Annotated in this window: 22 protein-coding genes; 9 read left to right on the top strand and 13 right to left on the bottom strand. The window is 59.9% G+C overall.

Annotation, left to right across the window (positions count from 1 at the left end; genetic code table 11):
• Positions 1-53: 53 nt before the first annotated feature.
• Both FE782_RS17030 and FE782_RS17035 read right to left on the bottom strand, forming a co-directional pair.
• On the bottom strand, positions 54-1,964 hold the full coding sequence (locus tag FE782_RS17030) for a putative bifunctional diguanylate cyclase/phosphodiesterase (protein ID WP_138195442.1): 1,911 nt from the start codon (positions 1,962-1,964) through the stop codon (positions 54-56).
• 130 nt (positions 1,965-2,094) lie between these two features.
• A complete protein-coding gene (locus FE782_RS17035) occupies positions 2,095-2,469 on the bottom strand; it encodes a DUF423 domain-containing protein (RefSeq protein WP_138195443.1) in 375 nt (124 codons plus the stop codon).
• 116 nt (positions 2,470-2,585) lie between these two features.
• Here FE782_RS17035 and FE782_RS17040 point away from each other — a divergent pair, with 116 nt between their 5' ends.
• Positions 2,586-2,969, top strand: coding sequence for a hypothetical protein (locus FE782_RS17040; RefSeq protein WP_138195444.1), 384 nt, complete (start codon positions 2,586-2,588; stop codon positions 2,967-2,969).
• Positions 2,970-3,120: 151 nt separating this feature from the next.
• Here the strand turns inward: FE782_RS17040 and FE782_RS17045 are convergent, their stop codons facing one another.
• Positions 3,121-3,477 (bottom strand): response regulator, encoded by a 357-nt coding sequence (locus FE782_RS17045; protein WP_138195445.1) that lies wholly within the window; start codon positions 3,475-3,477, stop codon positions 3,121-3,123.
• A 282-nt stretch (positions 3,478-3,759) separates the two neighbouring features.
• On the opposite strand from FE782_RS17045, the gene FE782_RS17050 reads away from it, so the two are divergent.
• The 3 genes from FE782_RS17050 (at position 3,760) to FE782_RS17060 (ending at position 6,759) form a co-directional block, all read left to right on the top strand.
• Positions 3,760-4,071 carry a hypothetical protein gene (locus FE782_RS17050; RefSeq protein WP_138195446.1) on the top strand — a complete coding sequence of 104 codons (312 nt, stop codon included), beginning with the start codon at positions 3,760-3,762 and terminating at the stop codon, positions 4,069-4,071.
• Positions 4,072-4,226: 155 nt separating this feature from the next.
• Positions 4,227-5,381 (top strand): sporulation protein YhbH, encoded by a 1,155-nt coding sequence (yhbH, locus tag FE782_RS17055; protein WP_138195447.1) that lies wholly within the window; start codon positions 4,227-4,229, stop codon positions 5,379-5,381.
• Between the two features lie 7 nt (positions 5,382-5,388).
• The gene (locus FE782_RS17060) at positions 5,389-6,759 is read left to right on the top strand and encodes a SpoVR family protein (RefSeq protein ID WP_138195448.1); all 1,371 of its coding nucleotides are present in this window, start codon (positions 5,389-5,391) and stop codon (positions 6,757-6,759) included.
• A 53-nt stretch (positions 6,760-6,812) separates the two neighbouring features.
• On the opposite strand, the gene FE782_RS17065 is transcribed toward FE782_RS17060, so the two are convergent.
• From FE782_RS17065 to FE782_RS17080, 4 genes are all read right to left on the bottom strand, one after another.
• On the bottom strand, positions 6,813-8,057 hold the full coding sequence (locus tag FE782_RS17065; protein ID WP_138195449.1) for a hypothetical protein: 1,245 nt from the start codon (positions 8,055-8,057) through the stop codon (positions 6,813-6,815).
• Positions 8,058-8,114: 57 nt separating this feature from the next.
• Positions 8,115-8,741, bottom strand: a complete 627-nt coding sequence (locus FE782_RS17070; protein ID WP_138195450.1) for a YczE/YyaS/YitT family protein — start codon at positions 8,739-8,741, stop codon at positions 8,115-8,117.
• Positions 8,742-8,835: 94 nt separating this feature from the next.
• On the bottom strand, positions 8,836-9,486 hold the full coding sequence (locus FE782_RS17075; RefSeq protein WP_138195451.1) for a hypothetical protein: 651 nt from the start codon (positions 9,484-9,486) through the stop codon (positions 8,836-8,838).
• Positions 9,487-9,559: 73 nt separating this feature from the next.
• Positions 9,560-10,804, bottom strand: a complete 1,245-nt coding sequence (locus FE782_RS17080; RefSeq protein ID WP_138195452.1) for an ATP-binding protein — start codon at positions 10,802-10,804, stop codon at positions 9,560-9,562.
• A gap of 272 nt (positions 10,805-11,076) precedes the next feature.
• Here FE782_RS17080 and FE782_RS32325 point away from each other — a divergent pair, with 272 nt between their 5' ends.
• A complete protein-coding gene (locus FE782_RS32325) occupies positions 11,077-11,964 on the top strand; it encodes a L,D-transpeptidase family protein (RefSeq protein ID WP_158299426.1) in 888 nt (295 codons plus the stop codon).
• A 137-nt stretch (positions 11,965-12,101) separates the two neighbouring features.
• Positions 12,102-12,260 (top strand): hypothetical protein, encoded by a 159-nt coding sequence (locus tag FE782_RS32510; protein WP_162388360.1) that lies wholly within the window; start codon positions 12,102-12,104, stop codon positions 12,258-12,260.
• Between the two features lie 123 nt (positions 12,261-12,383).
• Here the strand turns inward: FE782_RS32510 and FE782_RS17090 are convergent, their stop codons facing one another.
• The 4 genes from FE782_RS17090 to FE782_RS17105 form a co-directional block, all read right to left on the bottom strand.
• Positions 12,384-13,106: an amino acid ABC transporter ATP-binding protein gene (locus tag FE782_RS17090; RefSeq protein WP_138195453.1), complete on the bottom strand. Its 723-nt coding sequence runs from the start codon at positions 13,104-13,106 to the stop codon at positions 12,384-12,386.
• Positions 13,099-13,797, bottom strand: a complete 699-nt coding sequence (locus tag FE782_RS17095; RefSeq protein ID WP_138195454.1) for an amino acid ABC transporter permease — start codon at positions 13,795-13,797, stop codon at positions 13,099-13,101. Before FE782_RS17095 ends, FE782_RS17090 begins: the two co-directional genes overlap by 8 nt.
• 68 nt (positions 13,798-13,865) lie before the next feature.
• The gene (locus FE782_RS17100) at positions 13,866-14,774 is read right to left on the bottom strand and encodes an ABC transporter substrate-binding protein (protein ID WP_138195455.1); all 909 of its coding nucleotides are present in this window, start codon (positions 14,772-14,774) and stop codon (positions 13,866-13,868) included.
• An 83-nt stretch (positions 14,775-14,857) separates the two neighbouring features.
• On the bottom strand, positions 14,858-16,207 hold the full coding sequence (locus tag FE782_RS17105; RefSeq protein WP_138195456.1) for an MATE family efflux transporter: 1,350 nt from the start codon (positions 16,205-16,207) through the stop codon (positions 14,858-14,860).
• A 131-nt stretch (positions 16,208-16,338) separates the two neighbouring features.
• Here FE782_RS17105 and FE782_RS17110 point away from each other — a divergent pair, with 131 nt between their 5' ends.
• Positions 16,339-17,130, top strand: coding sequence for a M15 family metallopeptidase (locus tag FE782_RS17110; RefSeq protein WP_138195457.1), 792 nt, complete (start codon positions 16,339-16,341; stop codon positions 17,128-17,130).
• A 112-nt stretch (positions 17,131-17,242) separates the two neighbouring features.
• Positions 17,243-17,620, top strand: coding sequence for a hypothetical protein (locus FE782_RS17115; RefSeq protein ID WP_138195458.1), 378 nt, complete (start codon positions 17,243-17,245; stop codon positions 17,618-17,620).
• Between the two features lie 13 nt (positions 17,621-17,633).
• On the opposite strand, the gene FE782_RS17120 is transcribed toward FE782_RS17115, so the two are convergent.
• Positions 17,634-19,532, bottom strand: a complete 1,899-nt coding sequence (locus FE782_RS17120) for a PrkA family serine protein kinase (protein ID WP_138195459.1) — start codon at positions 19,530-19,532, stop codon at positions 17,634-17,636.
• A 211-nt stretch (positions 19,533-19,743) separates the two neighbouring features.
• Between FE782_RS17120 and FE782_RS17125 the strand changes: the two genes are divergently transcribed.
• Positions 19,744-20,547 (top strand): DUF2161 family putative PD-(D/E)XK-type phosphodiesterase, encoded by an 804-nt coding sequence (locus FE782_RS17125; protein ID WP_138195460.1) that lies wholly within the window; start codon positions 19,744-19,746, stop codon positions 20,545-20,547.
• A gap of 1,826 nt (positions 20,548-22,373) precedes the next feature.
• Here the strand turns inward: FE782_RS17125 and FE782_RS17135 are convergent.
• A complete protein-coding gene (locus FE782_RS17135; RefSeq protein WP_138195462.1) occupies positions 22,374-22,634 on the bottom strand; it encodes a hypothetical protein in 261 nt (86 codons plus the stop codon).
• Positions 22,635-22,673: the final 39 nt, after the last annotated feature.

Consider the following 22,673-nt stretch of genomic DNA (forward strand, 5'->3'; position numbering starts at 1 on the left):
GATGCCGCAGCCATTCGTCGTTCGAATGACCGGCGGCATCGCCCCTTCTCGCGTTACGCCGTCGACGTCCCGCCTTGCACGCGGTTCGCCTCGGATTGCAGTCGTTCCCTCAGCTTCTCGGGCGACAGCGGCGGACTGTATAAATAGCCTTGCAGCTCGTCGCAGCCGTAAGTGCGAAGGTAGGCCAGCTGCTCCTCCGTCTCCACGCCCTCCGCGATGACCGTCTGGCCCAGATGATGCGCCATCGTAATGATCGTCCGCACGATCGCCGCGTCGTTCGGGTCGTCCATAATGTCGCGGACGAACGAACGGTCGATCTTCAGCTTGTCGACCGGGAAGCTCTTCAGGTAGTTCAGCGAGCTGTAGCCGGTGCCGAAGTCGTCGATCGAGATGCGAAGGCCCAGCTCCTTCAGCCGCATCAACGCCGCCGTAGCGAACTCCACGTCCATCGTCATGCTTTCGGTAATTTCCAGCTCCAAATATTCCGGCGCTAGATCGGTTTCGATCAAGATCGCCGCGACGCGCTCGGTTAAGTTCGGCTGAAGGAATTGCCGCACCGACAAGTTGACGGATACCGGAATCGGCGGGAGCCCGTCGAGCTGCCAAGCCCGGTTTTGCCGGCACGCCTCGCGAATGACCCACTCGCTGAGCGGCACGATGAGGCCCGTCTCCTCCGCGATCGGGATGAATTCGCCCGGCGAGACGATGCCGCGTTCCGGATGCCGCCAACGGATCAGCGCCTCCGTGCCGACGATCTCGAACGACGGAATATGAACCTGCGGCTGATAGACGAGGACGAACTCCCCGTCTTGAATCGCCTTGCGAAGATCGTTCTCCATCGTAAACTTCGACAAGTACAACTCGTCCATCTCGGGCGTGTACAGCTCGTAGCCGTTCTTGCCCCTCTCCTTCGCTTTGGAGAGCGCGACCCCGGCGTTCTTCAACAGCACCGATTCGTCCGCGCCGCCGCAGCCGACGGCGATGCCCATGCTGGTAGAGATGTGCAGCGTATATTCCTGAATCAGGAACGGCTCGTCCAGCTCTTCGGTAATGCGGTGCGCCAGGTCGCCGGGCAGTACGGCGCCGCCGCTGTCGCGGAACAGGATGCCGAATTCGTCCCCTTCCATGCGCGCCGCCACGCCGAAGTCGGACACGCTCCGGTTCAGCCGGTCGGCCAGCTGCAAGAGCAGCATGTCGCCGATGTCTTGACCGAGCGAGCCGTTGACGAGCTTGAAGCGGTCCACGTTCAGCAAGACGACGTAAACGCGCGTCCGGTCGCCGGCCGATACTAAATATTCCGCGACCATGTCCCGAAACAGCCGCCGATTCGGCAGCCCCGTCAGGTCGTCGTAATACGCCATATGTTTAATGCGTTCTTCCGTTTGCCTTTTCTTCGTAATGTCTTCGTAGATCGCGATCACGCCCGTAATATTCCGCTTGTCGTCTTTGATCGGAAGCGTGGTCACGTGAATGTCGGCCGGGTATCCGGTATTCAGCACGATGACGGAGTGGAACGTCGAGACGTCGCCGCCGAGCGTCTGTTGGAAGCGCCGCATCGTCTCGTTCAAATGATTGACATGGATGAATTCCGTGAACGACTTGCCGATGACCTCCGACTCCGCGTATCCCGTAATGATCCTGGAAGCCGGATTCGTCCGGACGAACGCGCCGGACCGATCCAACAGCGTGATCGCCACGGGAATCGAATCGAACAGCGACGTGAACACTTCGTCCTTCTGCGCCAGCTTCCGCTCGACCGACGCTTCGTCGGCTTTCTCGCTGCGAGAGCGCCAAATGATGCCGGCGGCGGCCGCGACGAGAAGAATCGCCGCTATCCACGCATACGCCCGATCGGATGGAGAGTGTCCTCCTCCTTGGGCAAGCCAAACGAGGAAGGCGGCGGCTTGCGCCGCCACCGCGATGACAGTCAGCGACTTCGGGTTGAGGAATGGAAGTTTACGCATGGTTGGAATCCTTTCGCGCGAGCCGACGCCGGAGGCTGGTCGAATGCGAAGCGCTATAAAGTCGAATTATGTAATAATTTGTCGTACAGGGGTCGAAATCCTGCCTGCCCGAAAATTATTCCGCTCTTCGTTACTTCCTCGAGGCCAAGGCGGCGCTCAGCACGCATGCCCAACCGGTCAAAAACGCAACGCCCCCGAGCGGCGTAATCGCGCCGAGCCACGAAATTTCCGTAACGCTGAGCGCATATAAACTGCCGGAAAACAACGCCGTTCCCAAGACGAACGCCCAGCCCGCCCACGACAGCAGCTTCGGACGGCGAAGCGAGCCGCCCAAGAGGCCGACGAGCAGCATCCCGACCGCATGCAGCATGTGATATTGAACTCCCGTATCGTAAATGTCCGCGTAATAATCCTCGAGCTGCAGCCCGTGCGCGCCGAAAGCGCCGATCGCCACGCTGAGGAATGCGCTGACGGCTCCCGCCGCCACCCATGTTCTCGTCACCATAAAAATCTCCCTTTCTATCTGGCCTTCCCGTTGGTTAAAATGATAATGCATCGAATGAAAAAAGGAAACTTTTTTCATGATATACTCTATGAAAAGAGGAAAGGAGGAGTCCCCTCTTGGAACGTACGCATTCGAAAATCGGCATCGCTTCATTCATCCTGGCCGTCGTCTCCGTACTCGGCATCATCGGCTCGGCGATCGGCGCGAGCGTCCTCGCCGCCGGCTTCGCGAACGATCCGGCGTTCTTGAACGGCGTCGAGGCCGGCGTGCTGCCGGAAGGCATGGGCGGCTTCTTGGCGGTCATCGGGCTAATGTTTCTTTTTATTTTGACTGCGCTCGTCGGCGCGGTGCTCGGGCTCGTAGGCCTGTTTCAGAAGGAACGGCTCAAGCTGTTTTCGATTCTGGGGCTCGTGTTCAATTCGCTCGTCGTCCTGTTCGTCATGGTCATCATGATCATCGGCATGCTGGCGGCTCCGGCGCTGCCGGGCACGTTTCAGTAATCGCCGCGCAGGCGCCCTGCAGCCGGTGAAATTCCGACGATTTCGCCCTTGCGGCGGCAGCGGCGCCCTGCAGCCGATGAAACTCAAGCACCGGAGCAAAATAGGCTGCCTCCCAAGCGGATCGCCGCCTAAGAAACAGCCCTTGACTCCTTTATAACTGCGCCTCCACCGCCTGCACGACCCGCTCCGCGTGGAACGGCTTGATCAGGAAGTCCGATGCGCCCGACGCCATCGCTTCCATGACCAACCCGCGCCGTCCTAACGCGCTGCACATAATCACCTTAGCCCCGGGCTCGATGGCCCGAATGCGCTGCAGCCCGTGGAAGCCGTGCGACTCCCGCAACGTAATATCCATCGTGACGACGTCGGGCTTCAGAAGCGCGAACTTCCGCACGGCGTCCTCCCCGTTCGCCGCCTCCCCGACCACCTCGTGACCTCTCGATTCCAAGGCGTCTCGGATCAACACCCGCATGAACGCCGCGTCGTCCACGACCAAAATTCTCGCCAATCATTTCACTCCTTCTTCTTCGTCCGTTTCGTTACAGCCATTGTACCTCCGGCTTGTCCCGCGACGAATAGGAAGGGCTTCTCATTCCAACCGATGGGAATTCCTATCTTTCAATTTCCACTCCCCTACCGATTTCCGCTCAAGCCTACCTCCTTTGCATAGTGCAAAACGAAAATCGTTGCCCGTCCGCCCCATCGGCGGTAAAATGAATCAACCCTAAGAAAATCCGTTCAGCCCTACACGGAAAGCGAGGGATTAACTCAATTAGGGAGGATGTCGTACGTGTCCAACGAGCAATTGATGGCGATGATTCGCCAGGCGATCGTCGAGAGCGCCGAAGACGTGAAAGCTTACGTGAACGTAAAGATCGAGGAGGTCCGCACCGAGTTGTCCGCCAAGATCGAGGGCGTTCGCACCGAGCTGTCCGCCAAGATCGAGGGCGTTCGCACCGAGCTGTCCGCCAAGATCGAGGAGATTCATCCGCGGCTGGATAAGTTCGAAGAAGACATGGATTACATTCGGACGAGCCTGCAGGAGCACGACAGCGATATTTTCAAACTAAAGAAAACCGTAAAGTCGATCACGACCAATTGACATACTCGGAGGCCTGCCGCAGCACGATGCGGAGGGCCTCTTTTTTCGTTTCGAATACGCGGATGCCATTCCTCACTCATTCCCCCCGTCCCTCCCGCATATAGTGAATACAAGACCCATTTCCGATTTCATTCACCATGGGGGGTGCACCCTTTATGACGGAGCCGTTGTTTATCGTATCCCGGGAGGATTGGTCGCTGCATCGCAAAGGGTACGAGGACCAATCGCGACACCAGCAGCGCGTGAAGGACGCGTTGAAGCGCAATCTGTCGGATATCGTCTCGGACGAGAGCATCGTGCTGTCGGACGGACGCAAGCAAGTGCGCGTTCCGATCAAGAGCCTCGACGAGTTCCGATTCCGCTACAACTTCAGCAAGAGCAAGCACGTCGGTCAAGGCGACGGCGACAGCCAGGTCGGCGACGTGCTCGGCCGCGACCCGCAGCCCGCGCAGCAGCCGGGCAAAGGCGAAGGCGCCGGCGACAAGCCCGGCGAGGACGTGTACGAAGCAGACGTCGACATGGAAGAGTTGGAGAACGTCCTGTTCGAGGACTGGGAGCTGCCCGACCTGAAGCGCAAGGAGAAGCAAATCGTGCAGACCGAGGATACGCGCTTCACCGACGTTCGCAAGAAGGGCATGATGTCGAACATCGACCGTAAGCGCACGCTGCTCGAAAACCTGAGGCGCAACGCGACGCGCGGCGTTCACGGCTTCGGCGGCATCTCGCCCGACGATCTCCGCTTCAAGACGTGGGAGACGATTCGAAAGCCCGAATCGAGCGCCCTCATCATCGCCATGATGGACACGAGCGGCTCGATGGGATCGTTCGAGAAATATTGCGCGCGGAGCTTCTTCTTCTGGATGACTCGCTTCCTGCGGCGCAAATACGAGCACGTGGAGATCGTGTTCATCGCGCACCACACCGAGGCGAGAGAAGTGACCGAAGAGGAATTTTTCACGAAGGGCGAGAGCGGAGGCACGATCTGTTCCTCCGCGTACCAGAAGGCGATCGAACTGATCGACGCGCGGTACCCGCCGTCGCAGTACAACATCTACCCGTTCCACTTCTCCGACGGCGACAATCTGACGAGCGATAACGAGCGCTGCGTCAAGCTTATCCGCGAGCTGCTCACGCGCTGCAACCTGTTCGGCTATGGCGAGGTGAACCAATACAACCGCAGCAGCACGCTCATGTCCGCGTATCGCAACATTAACGAGCCCGGCTTTCTGTACAGCATCATTAAGGAAAAGGGCGAAGTGCATAAGGCGCTCAGACACTTTTTCGGTAAAAAGGAGACCGTGGGGGGGTAACCGACAGATGCTTGCGGAGGAACAAAAACAACTGGAAGCCGCCATCGAGGAAATTACGGACATCGCGCGAAACTTCGGGCTAGACTTCTACCCGATGCGATACGAAATTTGTCCCGCCGACATCATCTATACGTTCGGGGCGTACGGCATGCCGACGCGGTTCAGCCACTGGAGCTTCGGCAAGAGCTTCCATCGAATGAAGACGCACTACGACCTGGGATTGTCGAAAATTTACGAGCTCGTCATCAACTCGAACCCGTGTTACGCATTCCTGCTCGACGGCAACTCGCTCATTCAAAACAAGCTGATCGTCGCGCACGTGCTCGGACACTGTGACTTCTTCAAGAATAACGTTCGCTTCTCCCGCACGAACCGCGACATGGTCGAGAGCATGGCCGCGACGGCCGAACGCATCCGCGGCTACGAGATCGAATACGGCACCGAAGCGGTCGAGCGGTTCCTCGACGCCGTACTCGGCATTCAGGAGCATATCGACCCGAGCTTGACGCGGCAGGCTCGGCCCGGGGAGGCGCGCAAGGGGGACGGGAAGCCGCAGGTCGAGGCGCCCGATCCGTACGGCGATCTATGGGAGCTCGACGAGGAGGCGCGCGCCGCCGCCGCGGCCGAAGCCGAACCGGAGAAGACGCGTTTCCCCGTCGAGCCGGAGAAAGACATTCTCTGGTTTATCGAGCAGTACGCGCGCGGCATGCCGGCGTGGCAGCGCGACATCTTAACGGTTATGCGCGAGGAGATGCTGTACTTCTGGCCGCAGATCGAGACGAAGATCATGAACGAAGGCTGGGCGTCCTACTGGCACACGCGCATTCTGCGGGAGCTCGACCTAACGCCGGAGGAGACGATCGAATATTCCAAGCTGAACTCCTCCGTCGTCGTGCCGTCGCGCCACCAGCTGAACCCGTATTACTTGGGATACAAGATTTTCGAGGACATCGAGAAACGGTTCGGCCGCGACTACATGTTCGAGGTGCGGGAGCTGAATTCCGACCAATCGTTCCTGCGCAACTATCTGACGAAGGAGCTCGTGGAGGACCTCGACTTGTACGTGTTCGAGAAACGCGGACAGGAATGGCTCATCACGGATAAGACGTGGGAGCGCGTGCGCGACCAGCTCGTCGCTTCGCGCGTCAACGGCGGCTTCCCCGTCATCCGCGTCCTCGACGGCGACTACATCCAGAACGGCGAGCTGTATTTGAAGCATGAGTACGACGGCGTCGAGCTCGACATCAAGTACATGGAGCGCACGCTCCCCTACGTGAATCAGCTTTGGGGCCGCACGGTGCATCTCGAGACGATCGTCGAGGATAAGAAGATCGTGTTCACCTACGACGGCAAGAAGCATCATAGAAGGTTTATATAAGGAGGGAGCCGCCTGATCCGTTGGCGATCGGCGGCTCTCTTCCGCATGAACGACTACCGAGGCATAATGACGAAGCCGTTCGCCTTCCGCGATTTCAAAACTTGAATCAACTGCTTCTGCTGAGAAGCGTCGCAGGTTACCTCCACCATAACCTCGCTTTTCCGGGTCGGAAACAGCTTAAGCTTCTTTTTATTAACCGCTAATTCGATGAGCAGTCCCAAGAGGAACCCGCCTCCTAAGCCAAGCAACCCCCAAATGACCGGTCCCCAGTGCCACACGAAGCCGTAAATCACGCCTAGTACCGCGAAGATCGTTCCGCCCATCATGGCTCCGTCCAGAATGCTTCTGCCGTCGACCCGATGAATGGAGTCGACGATATGCGTATGGGAATCCAGGTTTTCCATAGGCAGGGCAACGATCTGTCGCGATGGAACGCCCAACTTTTCAAGATCGTGGATCGCCATCTCTACGAAGGGCGAATGTTCGAACGTGGCGACGATTTGCACTGCGTTGTTTTCGTGAGTATGTTGCTGTCCCAAGTTTGCAGCCCTCATTCTAAGGTATCGGATTTGTTCGATATCGAATAACGTATTGTTTTCATTCACCGATGTGTAGGCATGATAGACTGCGAAAGCGTACATGGAAGGCAAAAATAGGAACCACTGCCAATCCACAATGGCGGCCGCGCCGGCAAAATTCCCTTGCAACGAATAGAGGTAGACGCGAACGGCCTCGGCCTTATAGCAAATAAAGATCCACCAGGCCAACACGAAGGTGCCGACGATCGTACTGCCGCTGTATAATTGCCCCAAGCCGGGGGTTAACATCGACCAGACCGCTCCCGCCCACGGAATTTTCTTGTCAAGGATAACGACATCGAAAAAGCTGACGTCCGAAGGCGGGACCGGCGCGTCTTCCGCTTCGGCAAGAACGTGACTCTTCTTTATCTCGACCGCGCAACGGTAACTGTCCCAGATGCTGTACACATAAACGGCCACATAAAGCAAGCCCCAGTCCTGATCGATTTGAGCCTTGGCCTCCTCGAACCTTCCAAGGAAAGATAAGGCGATTCCCGTATTTAAATTGGACTGGCTATTGACCACGAGCTCCCAGAAGATCAACACGAAGCCGTGCAGGTACTTACCTATAAACATGTGCCCGAATCCGGGGAATGCGGCCGACCACCAGGCTGCGATCCAAGGCGTGCGGGGATACACCGAGTTAATGCCGAATACGGATATTTTCCCTTTGGAATAGCGAGGCTTCAAGTTTGCGGACTGGATCTTCCGATGTGGCATAAGCTTCTTCTCCCGCGCCTGGATGTCTCCGCATACTATTTCCAATAACTGCCTGACTTATGAATGATTTGCTTCCCGAATCGCTTCGAACCGAGCGAGCGCCTTCTTCCCGAACGGCATGAACGCCTGTATCAGCGGGCCGACGAGCATCGTCGCGACGAGCGTCCCGATGCCGATCAAGCCGCCGAGAAGAAGAGCGATGCCGAGCGCGGCGACCTCGCCGGCGATGCGCGAGGCGCCGAGACCGAGCCTGAACCGAGCGTGAAGGGCGAGCATCAAGCCGTCGATTTGGCTTTTCGGGAAACCGCTGGGAACGTAGACGGCGACCCCCGCCGCCATGCACGCGATGCCGATCCCGAGCGATACATAAGAGACAAGGCCGCTCGGCGCGAAATGCTCGAGAAAGACCAGCAGCGAAACGTCGATTGCGACGCTGTTGACGAAGACGGTTCCCAGGGAAAGCCATTCGGGCGGGCGCCTGACGAGCGCGGCGTTCAGGAACAACAAGACGCCCTGAACGATAAACACGCAGGTCCCGACGGTAAGCCCCGTCGTTTGGCTAAGCGCGACGAAGAGAGTATCCCAAGCGCTTGCGCCGAGACCCGCTTTGATAATGAGCGCGATACCGAAAGCCATGCAGAAGATGCCGAAGAGAAAGAACAGCGTTCGAACGATCCATTTCATCGGAAGCAGCCTTTCTTGAAGGGGGTAGGCGAACTTCCATAGTATACGCGTTCGGCGCGACCCGATGCTCCATAAACGGTTCTCATCGGTTTCTCTACGCCTTCACACCCCCGAATCCATCGCTTTTTCGCCCCGTCCTTGACAACAACGCAACGCCTAATCCCATCCAGCATAGAGCGAGCGGCACGTTTTTCGCGCCGATGGCGATCTCCCACATCAGGCTGCCGTCCGAAGTTTCGCTAATCCAAAATTCCAACAATAATGCGCCCAAGGAACAGACGCCGATCCCCGAAAACAACAACGCTTCCGCCCTCGGGAGGGCGCGGCGGACGGCGAGCGCCGCCCCCCACAGAAACATACCGACGGCGAACGACAGCACCGTCAGCAAGAAGAGCATCCATCCGCCGATGACGACCGGCGATCTCCATTCCGTCAGCGGATCGACGACGTTCGTTTGCAGTACATACGAAACCGCCTGCAACAAACAACTCCCTTGGGCCGCCCGAAGGCCGACGCGGCCCATTCTGCCGACCTTCCCGAAGCTTTCTTCATAGCCTAACAACGCGATGAAGAAGAAGAGCGGCGACAGGAACATGAATTGGCTGAGCTCGACCGCGCTAAGACCCAACCATGGATCGTTGCGGTTATAGGTCGTACTTCCATGGGTCACTGCGAAGACGATGCCGGCAAACATAAAATAAACGCCGCCCAAGAGGCTCATCGCCCCCGCCCAACGAACTCTCATTCCGACTCCCCCGTCCCTTCGTTTCTCGCGAATCGCGATATCGGACGCGTAACGTCACCCGCATTCTCCGCACCTACTCGTAACTAGTCGAAGGAAGCGTTATCGTAAACGCGGTGCCCTTGCCGATCTCGCTCCGCACGCTTACATTCCCTCTCATCGCCTCGATAATGCGGTAGCTTACCATCAAACCCAAGCCCGTCCCCCGCTCCTTCGTCGAATAGAAGGGATTTCCCAGGCGGCGGATCTGCTCCTCCGACATGCCGCAGCCGTTGTCCTCCAGTTGGATCACCACTTGATCTTTGTGCTTGTAGGCGGTGATGGCCAACCTGCCGCCGGGGTTCATCGCTTCGACGGCGTTCTTGATGAAATGAATGAGCGCTTGGGCGAACGTCTTCGGTTCGGCGAGCACATACAATGCATCCTCCGCTTGAACGACCATCGCGTGGCCGTGGGAAACGACGTACGCTTCCATCATGCTCGCGACGTTGTGAATCTGCTCCTTCACGTTCATCGATCCCATAGGTTCCGTGTGCGGCTTGGAGTACGTCAGGTAGTCGGAGATGATCGTCTCGGTCCGCCTCAGCTCCTCCAACGCCATAGTCAAATAGTTCAAATCCGTTTCGTTCTTCGATCGGGACCGCAACAGTTGAATGAATCCGTGGGTCACCGTCAGCGGATTGCGAATTTCATGGGCGATCGTGGCCGCCAGCTGCCCGAGCACATGCATCTTCTCCGATCGCTGCAATTCGCTGCGCATCCGAGCGTTGTCTCGCAACGTCTCGATCAGGTACGTCGACATCCACATGCAGCCCGTAACCAACAAACAATAGACCGCGAAGAAATAGAAATAACTCGGTTCGTTCGCATTCATCTTGAGTAAGCTGACCAAGGATACGGTAACGGCGGCGGCGAACGCGAGCAGCACGCCGACGGTAACGGTGATTTCCCGTGAAGTGCGCTTCATGATATAGAGGCATGCTATCGTTAGGAGAACAATGGGGATATAGGAAAACAGAGTCGCTTCTATGCCGTCCCCTCCGAGGTAGAGGCGGTAGGCGAATAACGCAACGGCAACCCAGACGCCCGTGCGCACGCCGCCGTACAGGATCGAAATCAACAGGGGAACGATCCGGAGGTCGTAGATATACCCTGGAAATTCGGTGAACGGGAACGTCATGCAGAACAACACGCCCGCGGCGCAGAAGACGCCTACGCCGAACGGGGACCACTTGCCTTGGTCCACCCAGAAGAAGGAACACGCGAAGACGCTGACGATAATAAACAAGAAGTCTAGTAGGAGACTCTCGAAGCCAAGCATGTCCCATCCCCCTATCGGAAGTCCGATCCATCGTCTCCGCCGTTCCGGCGACTACTTGAATGATTCTTTGGCTTTGAAAGATTCTCCTTTTTTTTTCCGACGAAAATGTTTAAACTCCAACTCCAACTCCGTCCCGAAACGACCGGTTTTCGGTTCCGCGGAATAGAAACGGGCGTCCGCGGATTGTTGGCATATGTACAAACCACCTTCCATATATTGGATAGCAACGTGAGCTTACAATATATGGAGGTGTAGTGGTGGTTTCCCTCGCTTTGCAAAGACGTCTGGCGGCAGCGCTGCTGACGGCGGTTACGTTAGTTCTGCTCGGGTGGACGTTCCCCGCATCGGCCGCCGCCGAAACGGAGGTCGACTCCCTGCTGATCGTCAATAAATCGATAAACGAGCTGGCGTATTTCAAGGACGGCGAACTCGTGCGCATCTTCCCCGTCGCCACGGGGAAAACCGAGGAGCTGACCCCCGAAGGGACGTTCCCGATCGTCAACAAAATTAAGAATCGCCCCTATTACAAGGAGAAGATACCGGGCGGCGACCCGGCCAACCCGCTCGGGAAGCGCTGGCTCGGCTTGCATGTCGGGAATACGGTCGGCACGACGTATGCGATTCACGGCAACAATAACGAGAAATCGATCGGCAAATATGTAAGCGCCGGCTGTATTCGGATGTATAACGATGACATCGAATGGCTGTTCGAGCAGCTCGACGTCGGCACGAAGGTCGTCGTGACTTCTTCCGAGATGACGTTCGAGGAGTTGGCCGTCAAGCACCATTACGAAGTGCTGGCCCCGTTCGACGCCTCCCTCTCCGTCAATGGCCAACAGTTCCCTCTCCAGAAGCCGCTGTTCCTGTACCAAGGCGTGACGTACATCCCGCTGAGACAGGGCTTCGAGCTGCTCGGCGGCATCGTGCATTGGGACGCCGAGACCGGCCTCGTCACCTCGACCGTCGGGGACCGCGTCATCGTCCACCGGCCGGGGACGCCGGAAGCGACGCTGGACGGGGAAGCCTTGTCGCTCGGGGTCGCCTCCCGCAATCGGGACGGCACCGTCATGATTCCGCTCCGCGCCATGGCGACGTTAACCGGGTGGACCGTCCATTGGGACGCGGCGAAGCGAACGATTTTCATGGAGCGGCTGCTCTGAACGTACGCCGCCGGTGAGCGGCCTGACACCCGAAGTAAGTTATAATTTCGAATCGTCAGACTATTTTTCGGACCGATGGGAATACTCCAGATGTACCAACAATTCCCACGAAGGCAGGTGAAACGATGGACGCCGACATGAGCGTAGTGGATGTGCTCGAGGAAATTCGGCGGCTTCGCCGAACCGGCGATTCGCTGAACAAGAAGAAGCTGAAGCAGAGCCACCCGCAGTTGCTGCGCAATGCGCTGTACTACTTTCCGAGCTGGGAACATGCCGTCCAAAGTACAGAAGCCTAACCTTTCAGCCAAGCGACCGCATACAATATTGAAGCAGAGAGTCCGCTCTCTGCTTCTTTTTTTGTCGAGAGCCCCCGACTAAAAAAAAAGAAACCGATCCCTCGGGGATCGGCCTCGTCGATGTTATAACACTTTGCTTAAGAACTCCTTCGTCCGCGGATGCTGCGGCGTCGCGAACAACGACGCCGGCTCCGCTTCCTCGACGATGCGCCCGCCGTCCATGAACACGACGCGGTCGCCTACCTCGCGGGCGAAGCCCATCTCGTGCGTCACGACGACCATCGTCATGCCTTCCCGCGCCAGCTCCCGCATGACGTCGAGCACCTCGCCGACCATCTCGGGATCGAGCGCCGACGTCGGCTCGTCGAACAGCATGACGGCCGGCTGCATGGCGAGCGCCCGGGCGATGGCGATGCGTTGCTTCTGTCCGCCGGACAGCTGCGACGGATACGCGTCCGCCTTATGCTGCAGGCCGATCCGCTCGAGCAGCCGCATCGCGAGGGCGCGCGCTTCGGCATCCGTCGTGCCCTTCAGCTTCTTCGGCGCGATCGTAATGTTGTCGATGACGCGCAGATGCGGGAACAGATTGAATTGTTGGAACACCATGCCCATCCGCTCCCGCAGCTTGTTGATGTCCGTCTTCTTGCCGGTCAGCGGCAGACCGTCGAAGACGATCTCGCCCGACGTCGGCGTCTCGAGCAGGTTGAGGCAGCGCAGGAACGTACTCTTGCCCGAGCCGCTCGGTCCGATGACGACGACGACTTCGCCTTTGGCGATCGACGTGTCGATCCCCTTGAGCACCTGCGTCTTCCCGAACGTCTTGGTTAACCCCATTACGTTAATCACTGGCCCTCATCCTCCTCTCGAGCAGCCCGACCAGCTTCGACAGCGTAAAGACGACCACGAAATAAAATATCATGACGATGATGTACGGTTCCAGCCCGCGGAACGTAATCCCGCGAATGACGCCGGCCTTGTACATCAGCTCGCCGACCCCGATCGTCGAGACGACGGCGGTTTCCTTCACGACGACGACGAATTCGTTGCCGAGCGCCGGGATGATATTCTTGACCGCCTGCGGCAGGATAATGTTCCGCATCGCCAACCCGTGCGGCATGCCGAGCGATCGCGCGGCTTCCATCTGGCCTTTATCCACCGATAAGATGCCTGCGCGCATAATTTCCGCGACATAAGCGGAGGAGTTGATCGACAAGGCGATGACCCCGTAGAAGAAAACCGACGGCAGTCCAAGCATATCGGGAATGGTCGGAAACAATTGCGTGCCGCCGAAGTAAATGAGCGACACCTGTACGATCGCGGGCGTCGAACGCAAGAAATCGATGTATGCGACGGCGATCCAGCGCAGCGGGGCGATGCGGGACAAGCGCAGGAGCGCTACAAGGACCCCTAACAATACGCCGAAAATAATGCTGACGACGCCCAGCAGGACCGTGTACTTCAGTCCATCGAAATAAAAGGTATGGTACTTCGAGTAAATATCGGCGATCCATTCCCAGACGCTCTTCTGTTGCGCCATGTCGGCACTCCTCCTCTTGAAACGGAAAAGGAGACAAACGGGTCAACCGCTGTCCCCTGCCCTAACGCTTATTCCGCAGTATTTTCCATCGCGTTCGTCGCGTCCGTGACGAACTGGTCGATCTTTCCTTCGTCCGCGAGACGCTTCAGCGTCGCGTTCACCGCTTCGACGAGCGCCGCGGAACCCTTCGGCATCGCGATCGCGGAGCCCGCTTCGTCCTGCTCGAGCTGGATGTCGGCCAGAACGAGCTCCGGGTTCGCCGCGATGTACGCGTTCGCGACCGGCTCCTCCACGACGAGCGCCTCGACGTTGCCCGACTTCAGATCGAGCACGAGGTCCGGCAGCTTCGACAGCGCGCGAAGCTCCGATTGCGGCATCTGATCCGTGACGATGCCTTCTTGGATGGCGCCGAGCTGCGCGCCGACCTTCTTGCCCGCGAGCGATTCTACACTCGTATAGGTCGCCTTGTCTTCGGCGCGAACGATGACCTTCTGAATCGCCACGTAGTAGACGTCGGAGAAGTCGACCGCTTCCGCGCGCTCCGGCGTCGGCGTCATGCCGGAGATGACCATGTCGAGGTTGCCGGACTGCAGCGCCGTGAGCAGACCGTCGAAGCCCATATCCGTCAACGAGAGCTCGACGCCGAGATCCTTAGCGACTTCTTTAATAATCTCGATGTCGAAGCCGATGATCTGATCTTTCCCGTCGACGATCGCATGGAACTCGTACGGCGGATAGTCCGCGCTCGTGCCGACGCGCAGCTGGCCGGACGCCTTGATCGCCTCGAGCGCGTTCGCCGTTTCGCCGGACGGCTGCTCCGCAGGCGTCTCTACCGGCGGCTCTTCCACGCCGCCGGCGCCTTGCGAGCCGTCTCCCGTCGCATTGCCTCCGCCGCAGGCGCTCACGAATACCGCAAGCATCAATACCATCGCCAATATGAACCAAGAAGTGTTGTTCTTTCTCTGTGTAAGCTTCATATGTTTCTCCCTCCCGAATGTCCATCGCATATTTATGCAAATATGATTCAAGATTATAAACCACTGTTCAGACGCTTGCAACCTTAATTTGACGGGCTTCCAGCCGTTTCCTTGAGCCGAATTTGCGACCAGTCGGTACGGTAATACCGAAGCATCAGCGCAAGGCCGAACGCGGTCATATACAGATATAACGATACCCATGCCCCGTAGCTGCCCCACTCGAAGACGAACACCGCCAAATACGCGACCGGCAGGAACAGCAGCCAGTTGAGCGCGACGGACGCCTTCAGCAAATACGCGGTGTCCCCGATGCCCCGAAGACCGCCGCCGAAGAAGTTGTAGAACCCGTCGAACAGCTGCAGGAACGCCGCGACCTGAATCAGATGCGCCGTCAAGCGATATACCTCGGGATCGTCGGTATACCAGCGCGCGATCGACTCGGCGAACGCGAATTCAACGGCGCCGAGCGCAAGCAGGAACAAGCTGCCGAGCAGCGCGGTGTGCGTGCCGAGCTTGCGGGCGAGCTCGGGCGCCCCCCGGCCGATCTCCTGGCCGACGAGGATCGTCGCCGTCGCCCCGAACGCGAACGCCGGCATGAAGCCGAACGACATGACGTTCAGCGCGACCTCGTTCGCCGCGACCGCCGTCGTGCCGAGCTCCATGACGAACCGGGTGAAGACGAGCATCGAGACGCTCATCGCGAATTCCTGCAAGCCGAGCTTGCCGCTCTCCGCCGCGATGAGCTTCGTCTCGGACAGCGATGGCCGCACCCGGCGCCGCGTGCCGAAGCGTCCCGCCATGCGGACGTAATATACGTATAGGCAACCGAGCAGGCCGACCGCCTCGCCCGCGACCATGCCCCAGCCCGCGCCGGCGAGGCCGAGGGTCGGCAAGCCGAACTCGCCGAACGCAAGGCCGTAGGTCAGGACGACCATCACCGCGTTCCCTAGAATCGTAAGGATCATCGGGGTACGGGTGTCGCCGACGCCGCGCAGGAAGCCGTGAAAGACGAAGATCGGAATCGAGAACGCCATCGCCGCGAACCGCAGCCGCAAATACGGCGTTCCCTCCGCCACGAACGCCGCGTCCCCGCCCATCATCGCGAGAATCGGCCCCGACGCGAACAAGCCGACGACGAACACCGCCGCCCCCATGACGGCTGAAACGAGCAGCGCGATGTACGTTCGCATAACGCCCTGGTCCATCCGTTCGGCGCCGTAGCTCTGCGCCACTAAATAATTGATCGTGTGCCCGAGCCCGGAAAACAAAGCCCAAGCATTGTACATAATGATATTGCACACGCCGACGATCGCGATGACGAGCGCGCCCATCTTGCCGACCAATATGAGGTTGATCGTGCCCGACGCCGTCATCGTCGCGAACGAGAGAATCGACGGCAGCGCGAGGGAGAGAATCGTTTTCCAATAACGCATGATTGCAGCAGTCCCCTTGTCGTTCCGCCCTACCCTCGGGCGTACGTGTCATCATTCTAACATACGGACAAGCGGCATACATTAGCGGTAGAAGCGCTTCGTCCGCTTCCGTTCCGAAGGAGGGATTCGTTATGTTTCCTCGCCGTCGCCGCCTTCATCGACTGCTCGTCCTTGCGATCGCGCCGCTCTTCCTGTTCGTCCTGTATCGCGCCGCGGAAGACTCGCTGATCCGTCTCTCGCCCGGTCCGGTGCCGCCGGCCCCGCCACAGGCGGAGCAACTTTCCGCGATTCCGGCCGACGCCGGCGCCGAACGTCTGCCGTACGCCGACGAACGGACCGCCGGCGAGCTCGCCGTCGTCGTCAATAAGGAGCATCCGCTCCCGGCGGGCTACATCCCGTCCGATCTCGTCGCGCCCGACATTCCGTTCGTCTTCGAGGGCGAACACGAGAAGCGTCTCCTCCGCGAAATCGCCGCGGGGGAAATCGAGAAGCTGTTCGAAGCGGCCGAGGAAGACGGGCTGCAGCTGTACGGCGTGTCCGGTTACCGTTCGTACGAGACGCAGAAAGCGCTCTACTCCTTTAATGTACGCACGAAGGGCGAAGCTCATGCCGCGCGGTACAGCGCCTTGCCCGGCACGAGCGAGCATCAGACCGGCCTCGCGCTCGACGTCTCCTCGGCGAGCGTCGATTATAAGCTCGTCCCCGCGTTCGCCGACACGGACGAAGGCCGCTGGCTCGTTCGTCATGCCCATCTATACGGCTTCGTCATCCGGTATCCGAGCGATAAAGAGGACGTCACGGGTTATGCGTACGAGCCGTGGCATCTGCGGTACGTCGGCCGCCCCGCCGCCTTGTCCGCGCATACGTACGACCTGACGCTCGAGGAGATGGCCGCCGGCGCCGTGCCCGTCCTGTCGCAGTGAACGCGCGAGAAGAAGTCGTTCCTCCGCTCGTCCGATTATGGTACATTGGATGGTAAAGGAAAACGATTTCGCCCCGGCGTTCGGCCGGCGGGTACGGGAGGACAGATCGGCGATGATAAGAGACGTATTAACGGAAGCGGAGCTGCGCGCGTTGCTCGGCGAATCCGGGGATTTCCAAGACGGGACGGGAATGAACGCGTCTACTTGGGACGTGGACGATCGCAAGCTGCTGCATGCGCTCGTGCGCAACCAGCTGCGGCTGCTTCATATGATCGAAGAGATGCAAGCCGAGCTTCGCATGTTGAAGGCCGCCGCCATGCCGCCCTCCGGCGCGGGGCGTCAGCTCGCCGCCGCCCTCGAACCGCTGCCGCTGCCGTTCATGAAGCAGTCCGCGGCGGCCGGCCGGGGCGACGACGAAGCCGAACAAGATAACGCCCCTTCCGCGGAAGCCTCGCGGAAAGAGCGTTATAAGCGCAGGTCGTTTTGGTGATCGGAAGGCCCGCTTAACGATTCAATAGACTTCCCACGTACCGCAGCAGCTCGTTGGCGCACGTCGGGCAATAGCCGTGTTCGTCGATAAGACGCTTGATGACCTCGTTCATCTTCTTCAGCTGCGTCTCGTCGGGCGTTTTGGTGGAGGTGGTAATCTTCACGACGTCCTTCAAATCCGCGAACAGCTTCTTCTCGATCGCTTCCCGGAGCCGGTCGTGCGTGCCGTACTCGAACGTCTTGCCCTTGCGCGCGTAGGACGACATGCGGATGAGAATTTCCTCGCGGAACGCCTTCTTCGCGTTCTCCGAGATGCCGATCTGCTCCTCGATCGACCGCATCAGCCTCTCGTCCGGATCCATTTCCTCGCCGGTGAGCGGATCGCGAATTTTCGACCAGTTGCAGTACGCCTCAACGTTGTCGAGATAATTTTCGAACAGCGTCTTCGCCGACTCTTCGAACGAGTAGACGAACGCCTTCTGCACTTCCTTCTTCGCCAACGAATCGTACTCTTTGCGCGCCAACGAGATGAAATTCAGATTCCGCTCCCGCTCCTCCTTCGTAATCGAAGGATGCTGATCCATGCCTTCCTTGATCGCCCGCAATACGTCGAGCGCGTTGATGCACGTCATGTCGTGGCGGATGAGCGCCGAAGAGATCCGGTTGATGACATAACGCGGGTCGACGCCGCTCATGCCTTCGTCCAGGAATTCGTTCTGCATCTCCTTGACGTCCGCCGCCTTGTACCCTTCGATCGATTCGCCGTCGTACATGCGCATCTTCTTGACCGGGTCCATGCCCTGCTTCTTCGACTCCTTGAGCCGCGTCATGATAGAGAACATCGCCGCCGCCCGAAGCGCGTGAGGCGCGATATGTACATGGTTCATGTCGGAGCTGCCGATCAGCTTCGCGTAAATCTTTTCCTCGTCGGACACTCTCAGATTGTACGGAATCGGCATGACGATCATCCGGGACTGCAGCGCTTCGTTCTTCTTGTTCGAGATGAACGCCTTATACTCGGTTTCGTTCGTGTGCGCCACGATCAGCTCGTCGGCGCTGATGAGCGCGAACCGTCCCGCCTTGAAGTTGCCCTCCTGCGTCAGCGAAAGAAGATTCCAGAGGAACTTCTCGTCGCACTTGAGCATCTCCTGGAATTCCATCAAGCCCCGGTTCGCCTTGTTCAGCTCGCCGTCGAACCGGTACGCCCGCGGATCGGACTCCGAGCCGTACTCCGTAATCGTGGAGAAGTCGATGCTGCCGGTCAGGTCCGCAATGTCCTGCGACTTCGGGTCCGACGGGGAAAACGTGCCGATGCCGACCCGATTGTCCTCCGAGATGAGCACCCGCTCGACGCGCATCTCCTCGATGCGGCCGCCGTATTCCGTCTTTAGGCGCATCTGACACGACGGGCACAGATTGCCTTCGATTTTCACCCCAAGCTCCTTCTCGATTTCCGGACGCAGCCCGTGCGGAATGAGATGCAGCGGCTCCTCGTGCATGGGGCAGCCCTCGATCGCGTAGACGGCGCCCTGCTCGGTTCGCGAAAACTGCTCCAGACCCTTCTTCAACAACGTCACGATCGTCGACTTCCCGCCGGACACCGGTCCCATTAACAGCAGGATGCGCTTGCGCACGTCCAGCCGTCGGGCCGACGAGTGGAAGTATTCCTCGACCAGTTTCTCCAGCGCGCGTTCGAGACCGAATATTTCTTTCTCGAAAAACATATATCGGTTTTGGCCGTCTACGGTCTCCACGCCTGCGCTTTTGATCATCTCGTACACGCGGGAATGGGCGGTCATCGCAAGATGCGGCTTCTCGCGGACGAGGTTCAGGTACTCGGCGAACGTGCCGGACCACGCCAGCTGTTCCTCTTCACTTCGATACTGCGAAATACGCTTAAGTATGTTGTCCATAGAACTAACCTCCTTCTCGGACGCTGGAAGAGCTGCAATGCACCTGGGTAGTGGAGGGACATTCACAGTTACCTTGTTTTGGTGCCGTAATTCAGTCTATGCGCCGTGGCGAGAAACCTTGACCTGAAAATTCGTACAAATTTCGGAGAAGGCGTGCGGGACGCATGCTATAATACGGGGACGAACATGAGGCGGAAGGAAGAAGTCAGCTATGGGGAAAAGGGTGTCCACCGACGAAACCGAGGTCCGCGCGAAGGCGGAAACCGAGCTGTACGCGCCGGTGAAACGCTGGCTGGAGGCGCAGGGCTACGCCGTGCGAGGCGAGGTGCGCGGCTGCGACGTCGTCGCCGTACGGGACGGCGAATCCTGGCCGGTCGTCGTCGAGCTGAAGAAGCGGTTCAACCTGTCGCTGTTTCTCCAGGCGGTGGAGCGGCGGGCGTTGACGCCGTATGTCTACGTGGCCGCCGAGCGGTCGGACCGGAGGAACGCCTTCGCGATCTCCGAGCTGCGCCGGCTGTGCGGGCTGCTCGGCATCGGGCTGCTCACGGTGAAGCTGTACAAGCGCAAGCCGGCGCTCGTGGAGCTGCACTGCGATCCGGCGGGCCCGGACGAAGCGGCGGCCGGCGGCCGGCTCGGCGGTCCGGGCGGTCCGCCGAAGTCGCCGGGACGGCGTACGACGCGGGTGCTCGACGAATTCCGCGAGCGCTCGGGCGACTACAACGCCGGCGGCGTAACCGGGCGGAAGCTCGTGACCGCCTACCGGGAGAAAGCGCTCCGCTGCGCGGAAGCGCTGCATATGTACGGGCCGCTCGCGCCGCGGCAGGTGCGGGATCTTATCGCCAGCGACATGGCGCGATCGATCTTGGCTCGGAACGTGTACGGTTGGTTCCGTCGGGTTTCGCGCGGCGTCTACGCGCTGACGCCCGCGGGTGAAGAGGCGCTCGGCGAGTTCGCCGAAGTCGTCGCCGCCTCCCCCCGCCCGCCAGCCGCCGACGGAGGTGTCGAACGCGAATAACAGCCGTTCGGCGTCGCAGTCGGCCCCTGTCCGCCCTCGACCGCTCGCCCCGGCCTCTTTCCCAAGGTGATTGCTTGCTCCAGGACAGACGCCTCGCGCGCTGACCACTGACGCTCCCCTCCCCCTGGGCCGTATAGACTCCTCCCGCTAGAGATCGCGTGCCCGGCGCCACGTCCGGTTAGTGTCCCCGCCGGAATCTTGCCGCTTACGTTCTTAGGTGCCGCCTTTGGTGGGGTGTCCGCTCCCACGCCTCTTTCCAAGGTGATTTCCTCTGCTCAGGAATTCACTTTTCCTGACTAGGAGAAATCAGCTTGGAAAAGACGCCGACCTGCAGGCTCCGCCGGAATCTTGCCGCTTACGTTCTTGGGTGCCGCCTTTGGTGGGGTGTCCGCTCCCACGCCTCTTTCCAAGGTAATTTCCTCTGCTCAGGAGTCCACTTTTCCTGACTAGGGGAAATCAGCTTGGAAAAGACGCCGACCTGCAGGCTCCGCCGGAATCTTGCCGCTTACGTTCTTGGGTGCCGCCTTTGGTGGGGGGGGGGCCGCTCCCACGCCTCTTTCCAAGGTGATTTCCTCTGCTCAGGAGTCCACTTTTCCTGACAAGGAGAAATCAGCTTGGAAAAGACGCCGACCCGAAGGTCCCCGCCGGGGCACGATTCCGGCGCGTAGTCGGAGATTCTCCGACTGCAGGCGCCGCCGGGGCCCGATTCCGGCGCGCAGTCGGAGTTTCTCCGACTGCAGGCGCCGCAGGGGCCCGTTTCCGGCGCGTAGTCGGAGTTTCTCCGACTGCAGGCCCCGCCGGGGCCCGATTCCGGCGCGCAGTCGGAGTTTCTCCGACTGCAGGCGCCGCCGGGGCCCGTTTCCGGCGCGTAGTCGGAGTTTCTCCGACTGCAGGCGCCGCCGGGGCCCGATTCCGGCGCGGAGTCGGAGTTTCTCCGACTGCAGGCGCCGCCGGGGCCCGTTTCCGGCGTTTAGTCGGAGTTTCTCCGACTGCAGGCGCCGCCGGGGCCCGTTTCCGGCGCGGAGTCGGAGTTTCTCCGACTGCAGGCGCCGCCGGGGCCCGTTTCCGGCGCGTAGTCGGAGTTTCTCCGACTGCAGGCGCCGCAGGGGCCCGTTTCCGGCGCGGAGTCGGAGTTTCTCCGACTGCAGGCGCCGCCGGGGCTCGATTCCGGCGCGTAGTCGGAGTTTCTCCGACTGCAGGCGCCGCCGGGGCCCGATTCCGGCGCGTAGTCGGAGTTTCTCCGACTGCAGGCGCCGCCGGGGCCCGTTTCCGGCACGTAGTCGGAGCTTCTCCGACTGCAGGCGCCGCAGGGGCCCGTTTCCGCCGTTTAGTCGGAGTTTCTCCGACTGCAGGCGCCGCCGGGGCTCGATTCCGGCGTTTAGTCGGAGTTTCTCCGACTGCAGGCGCCGCCGGGGCCCGTTTCCGGCGTTTAGTCGGAGTTTCTCCGACTGCAGGCGGCCGCCGGGGCTCGATTCCGGCGCATAGTCGGAGTTTCTCCGACTGCAGGCGGCCGCCGGGGCCCGATTCCGGCGCGTAGTCGGAGTTTCTCCGACTGCAGGCGCCGCCGGGCCCCGATTCCGGCGCGTAGTCGGAGTTTCTCCGACTGCAGGTGCCGCCGGGGCCCGTTTCCGGCGCGTAGTCGGAGCTTCTCCGACTGCAGGCGCCGCAGGGGCCCGTTTCCGGCGCGGGAGTCGGAGTTTCTCCGACTGCAGGCGCCGCCGGGGCCCGATTCCGGCGCGGAGTCGGAGCTTCTCCGACTCCCGCCCCCCGCGCACGCCAAAACAGCCGGGGAACGCGTTCCCCGGCTACCTGAATCGACGCGCCGTTTACTCGTCGTACGGCCATATGCCGCGCGGCACGCTCGCGCGGTCGCCCGGGTCGCTCTCGTCCCCGGTTTCGAGATCGGTCAGCTTCCGCTTGTCGGTCTCGTTCAGCGCCATGGAACGGAGCGCCTCCTTGCCGGCCGTCTCTTTATTGACGGAAGCGACGTTGTTCCCGCCCGGACCGCGGTCGTCCAACGCGACTTCGGTCGCGCTCATGCGGTGCAGTTCGTTTTCCGCGTGGGTGATCTTCGCATCGTTCTTCATTGCTCATCCATCCTCTCTGCTATCGTTCGACCTGTACCG

This window comes from Paenibacillus antri, assembly GCF_005765165.1.
Taxonomy (GTDB): Bacteria; Bacillota; Bacilli; order Paenibacillales; family YIM-B00363; genus Paenibacillus_AE; species Paenibacillus_AE antri.

What these genes read in the sequence shown, in the direction of transcription:
- FE782_RS17030 (WP_138195442.1), bottom strand. Translation starts at nt 1,964, where the DNA reads ATGCGTAAACTTCCATTCCTCAACCCGAAGTCGCTGACTGTCATCGCG.
- FE782_RS17035 (WP_138195443.1), bottom strand. Translation starts at nt 2,469, where the DNA reads ATGGTGACGAGAACATGGGTGGCGGCGGGAGCCGTCAGCGCATTCCTC.
- yhbH (WP_138195447.1), top strand. Translation starts at nt 4,227, where the DNA reads ATGACGGAGCCGTTGTTTATCGTATCCCGGGAGGATTGGTCGCTGCAT.
- FE782_RS17060 (WP_138195448.1), top strand. Translation starts at nt 5,389, where the DNA reads ATGCTTGCGGAGGAACAAAAACAACTGGAAGCCGCCATCGAGGAAATT.
- FE782_RS17065 (WP_138195449.1), bottom strand. Translation starts at nt 8,057, where the DNA reads ATGCCACATCGGAAGATCCAGTCCGCAAACTTGAAGCCTCGCTATTCC.
- FE782_RS17070 (WP_138195450.1), bottom strand. Translation starts at nt 8,741, where the DNA reads ATGAAATGGATCGTTCGAACGCTGTTCTTTCTCTTCGGCATCTTCTGC.
- FE782_RS17075 (WP_138195451.1), bottom strand. Translation starts at nt 9,486, where the DNA reads ATGAGAGTTCGTTGGGCGGGGGCGATGAGCCTCTTGGGCGGCGTTTAT.
- FE782_RS17080 (WP_138195452.1), bottom strand. Translation starts at nt 10,804, where the DNA reads ATGCTTGGCTTCGAGAGTCTCCTACTAGACTTCTTGTTTATTATCGTC.
- FE782_RS32510 (WP_162388360.1), top strand. Translation starts at nt 12,102, where the DNA reads ATGAGCGTAGTGGATGTGCTCGAGGAAATTCGGCGGCTTCGCCGAACC.
- FE782_RS17095 (WP_138195454.1), bottom strand. Translation starts at nt 13,797, where the DNA reads ATGGCGCAACAGAAGAGCGTCTGGGAATGGATCGCCGATATTTACTCG.
- FE782_RS17100 (WP_138195455.1), bottom strand. Translation starts at nt 14,774, where the DNA reads ATGAAGCTTACACAGAGAAAGAACAACACTTCTTGGTTCATATTGGCG.
- FE782_RS17105 (WP_138195456.1), bottom strand. Translation starts at nt 16,207, where the DNA reads ATGCGTTATTGGAAAACGATTCTCTCCCTCGCGCTGCCGTCGATTCTC.
- FE782_RS17110 (WP_138195457.1), top strand. Translation starts at nt 16,339, where the DNA reads ATGTTTCCTCGCCGTCGCCGCCTTCATCGACTGCTCGTCCTTGCGATC.
- FE782_RS17115 (WP_138195458.1), top strand. Translation starts at nt 17,243, where the DNA reads ATGATAAGAGACGTATTAACGGAAGCGGAGCTGCGCGCGTTGCTCGGC.
- FE782_RS17120 (WP_138195459.1), bottom strand. Translation starts at nt 19,532, where the DNA reads ATGGACAACATACTTAAGCGTATTTCGCAGTATCGAAGTGAAGAGGAA.
- FE782_RS17125 (WP_138195460.1), top strand. Translation starts at nt 19,744, where the DNA reads ATGGGGAAAAGGGTGTCCACCGACGAAACCGAGGTCCGCGCGAAGGCG.
- FE782_RS17135 (WP_138195462.1), bottom strand. Translation starts at nt 22,634, where the DNA reads ATGAAGAACGATGCGAAGATCACCCACGCGGAAAACGAACTGCACCGC.